Genomic DNA, 3,727 nt, shown 5'->3' with positions numbered 1-3,727 from the left:
AGGCTCCCGCCGCGGGCGGGGAGACCCCGGACGGAGGCGGGCCAGGCAGTATCGGCCCGCCGGAGGAGGAGGCTCCCCGACCCCGCGGAGGAGACGGGCGGCAGGCAGTATCGCCGCCTGGCTCCGGAGCGGCACCTCAGCCGCGCAACATCGAGTTGGAAGCGAAGGCGCTGAATCGAAGCCGTGCCATCTCCCGTACTCCAGCCCCACCCCGTGACGCGAGGGAAAGCGGGCGCGGGGCACCCGGCTTGCTACCCTCCCCGCCGGTCCTGATATTGCTGATGCCTGCGGGCGCAAACCAACCCCGGACCCAAGCATGCTCAGCCTCTTTCGCAAGATCCTGCGCCCCAGCCTCCGCAACCAGCTGGAGGAGGGCGTCCGCGAGGCCCTGCGGCGCTACGCCGACCGCCGCACGGCTCCCGACCTGCGCGTGTACGTGAGCACCGACCTGGTGCCGCCCGGCATGAGCCCCAACCTGTTCGCCCGCGACGAGGCCGACCACCTGCGGCGCTTCGCGGCGGCGTGGGCGCAGGACAACGGCATCGCCCGCGCGGGGCTGCGGGTGGAGCTCGTGATGCTGGACACCAAGCGCGAGTTCGCCTTCGTGAAGCCGCTGGGCCTGGACGCCCCCCGCCGGGACGCACCCATCTCGCCGCCTCAGAACGCAGGCGGCGGCGACCGCCCCATCGTGCCCGACGCGGCGCCCCGCGCGCCTCAGCCGGGCGGATACGCGGGCGGTAGGTATACGGCGACTGCCGGCGGCTCCGCGACGCTGGAGGTGGTGAGCAGCGAGTCGGTGCGCGAGCCGCTGCGCGTGGAGGGCGAGATGGTGGTGGGCCGGCGGCCGGAGCCGGGCGTGTTCGCGCTGGGCGACCGCTACATGTCCGGCCGCCACGCACGCTTCCGCGCGGCGCAGGGGCGGCTGACGGTGACCGACCTGGACTCCAAGAACCGCACCTTCGTGAACGAGACCCCCATCCCCGCGCACCAGGAGCTGACGCTGAGCGTGGGCGACACCGTGCGCATGGGGAACACCGTGCTCCGCCTCACCCGCATCGACTAGCCCGTGGTCGACACCCTGCTCGACTGGATCCTGCGCGGCATCCTGGCCCTGTTCGGCGTGGGCGCCCTGGTGGCGCTGCTGCGCTCGCTGCGCGCGGCGTTCGGCCAGCGCCGCGAGCGCTGGGCGGTGCGCATCGCCGTGGGGATGTTCCTCTTCGCCCTGGTCTACGCGGGCGGACACCTGAAGCTGCTGGCCGACCGCGACCGGATCGAGGCCGGGCGGGCGGCCTACTCGCGCTTCGGCGACCCGCGCGCGGCGGAGCTGAACCGCGCGGAGCTGCGCGGCTGGATCTACGACTGCACGGGCCAGGAGGACAAGACGCTCGCCCGCTACGGCGTGCGCGACGGCGAGGTGCAGCGCATCTACCCGCTGGACGAGGCGGGCGCCAACCTGGTGGGCGGCGGGGCGGGGGCCGAGGACCGCGACTACACCGTGGAACGCCTCTTCGCGAAGCAGTTGCGCGAGCCGCACGGGTGGGACCAGAGCGACAACCTGCACCCGGTTGGCACCGACATGAAGCTCACCCTGTGCTCCGAGCCCACGCGCGAGGCGTGGCGGCTGCTCAACGGCCAGGGGCGCGAGGGCGCGGTGATCGTGCAGGACGTGAAGACGGGGGCGCTGGTGGCGTACGCGGCCACGGGAGCGCCCAACCAGGCGCCGTTCGGCATCAAGCGCTACGCGCCGCCGGGGTCCGTCTTCAAGCTCGCCCTCTCGGCCGTGTGGTGGGACCACGGGCTGGGCGACGTGCACATGCCCTGCCCGCCGCGGGTGATGGCGGGCAACCGCGCCATCCGCAACTTCGAGAGCCACGAGTTCGCCAACCTGGAGGCGCCGCGCGAGATGCTGCGCGTGTCCTGCAACACCGCGGCGATCCAGATGGCGTTCATCGCCCGGCAGCGGCTGGGGGTGCAGCCGTTCATCGACCAGTACCGCAGCTTCGGCTTCGAGCCGTACTCCGACAAGCCGGCGGTGGACACGCAGCACGACTTCTGGAGCACCAGCTCGGACGCGTGGGCGCAGCGCATGAGCCCGCCGCAGGCCCGGCTGCGCATCCTGTCCAAGTACAACCTGCACGAGTGGGCGCTGCTCGCCATCGGGCAGGGGCCGGTGGACGTGACGCCCATCGCCGTGTCGCGCTTCGTCCAGTCCATCGGCAACGGCGGGGTGATGATGCAGCCCAGCATCGAGGCGGACCGCGTGGCGCACGAGGGGCGGCGGGTGATGAAGGCGACGACCGCGGCCAAGCTGCAGGAGGCGATGCTGGAAGTGGTGCACAAGGGCACCGCGGTGAGCGTGCTGCCCACGCTCCTGGGCACGGGATGGGACATGGGCGGAAAGACGGGAACGGCTGACGTGGCGCACCAGGCGACGCCCGACGGCTGGTTCGCGGGGCTGATGTTCGGGCCGGACGGGCGGGCGAAGTACACGGTGGTCGTCTACGTGCGCAAGGGCGGCCAGGGCGGGCGCGTGCCGGGCGCCATCGCGGCGGGGATGACGCGCTACATGGCGTCGGGGGACAGGTCGCCGCTCAAGGCGCAGGCGGCTCGGGCCCAGCGCCAGGCGTACGCCGACGGCACGTGGGGGCCGGAGTGATGGGGCTCCGCGACCTGTTCCGCCGCCGCGCGCGGCAGCCGGCGGGGCTGGAAGGCGTGGCCATCAAGCTGCGCCCGTACAACCTGCCGCACGACCGCAAGGAGGGCAGCGCCTTCCCCGGCCCGCTCTGGTGGGGGCTGGTGCTGGGCATCGCCTTCTACCTGGGCGCGCATTACTCCATCGCCACGGGCGTGTGGCCGGTGCACGGCACGGCGCCCGGGCCCGGCGCGCTGCTCATGCGCGACGTGGTGGCGCTGCTGGCGTGGCTCATCCTCCTGGGCGTCCTGCGCGCGTTCAAGTACCAGGGCAGATGGGCGATCGTCGTGCTGCCCATCCTCATCTTCTGCATCGCGCGGCCGGCGCTCTTCCAGGTCTTCACCGACCCGGCGTACCAGGCGGTGGGCGGCGCCAAGGCGCGCGCGAACGACCTCAAGGCCACGCGCTCGCGGCTGTACACCATCGACCAGGAGTACACGCCGCAGCGGAAGCAGGAGGTGTTCGCCGGGCCGCCGCCGCCGCTTCCGGACCCGTTCCGCACGGCGGTGAAGGCGGAGACGTCCGCGCGCGGCATCGTGGCCGGGATCCTGACCAACTTCAGCGTCTTCCTGGCGCCGCTGGCGGTGCTCGCGGGCTTCCTCTTCGCGCGCCACAGAGGCCCGCTGCGCTGGTTCCGCGACCATCGCCTGCTGCCGTTCATCCCGCTGATGGGCATCTTTCTCGTCCTCACGCTCTTCTTCACCTCGCGCGCGACGGGCAAGGTGGGCGGGACGACGCCGTGGGAGCTGTTCCTGCCCATCTTCATAGGCATCTGGGCGGCCACGCTGGCCGACGACGCCTACAACCTGGGCCAGGCGGGCCAGGCGTTCGCGCCCCGCCGCCTGCTCATGCTCTTCGTGTACGGCGCGCTGCCGGTGCTGCCCTTCGTGTGGATCCACGAACTGGGCCTTTCCCTCGTGCTCTCCGTCAGCCTGGCCGCCATGCTGCTGGTGGGCACGCGGAGGGGCTGGTGGGCGGCGGTGATGCTGGTGGCGTGGCTGGGGATGGTGTTCGCCGCGTTCCACACCGACGAGC

The 3,727-nt window shown here is 72.5% G+C and carries 3 protein-coding genes; all 3 read left to right on the top strand.

Annotated elements, in window-relative coordinates; all coding sequences use genetic code 11:
- Positions 1-316: 316 nt before the first annotated feature.
- Positions 317-1,063, top strand: coding sequence for an FHA domain-containing protein (locus VFE05_22470; protein ID HET6232858.1), 747 nt, complete (start codon positions 317-319; stop codon positions 1,061-1,063).
- Between the two features lie 3 nt (positions 1,064-1,066).
- Positions 1,067-2,656, top strand: coding sequence for a penicillin-binding transpeptidase domain-containing protein (locus tag VFE05_22465; GenBank protein ID HET6232857.1), 1,590 nt, complete (start codon positions 1,067-1,069; stop codon positions 2,654-2,656).
- A partial coding sequence (locus VFE05_22460; GenBank protein HET6232856.1) for a hypothetical protein occupies positions 2,656-3,727 on the top strand: 1,072 nt, incomplete at its 3' end. The genes VFE05_22465 and VFE05_22460, both read left to right, overlap by 1 nt.

The organism is Longimicrobiaceae bacterium, assembly GCA_035696245.1.
Lineage (GTDB): Bacteria > Gemmatimonadota > Gemmatimonadetes > Longimicrobiales > Longimicrobiaceae > DASRQW01.
The sequence above is the reverse complement of the archived record's forward strand: the minus strand, read 5'-3'. Positions and strand labels throughout refer to the sequence as shown.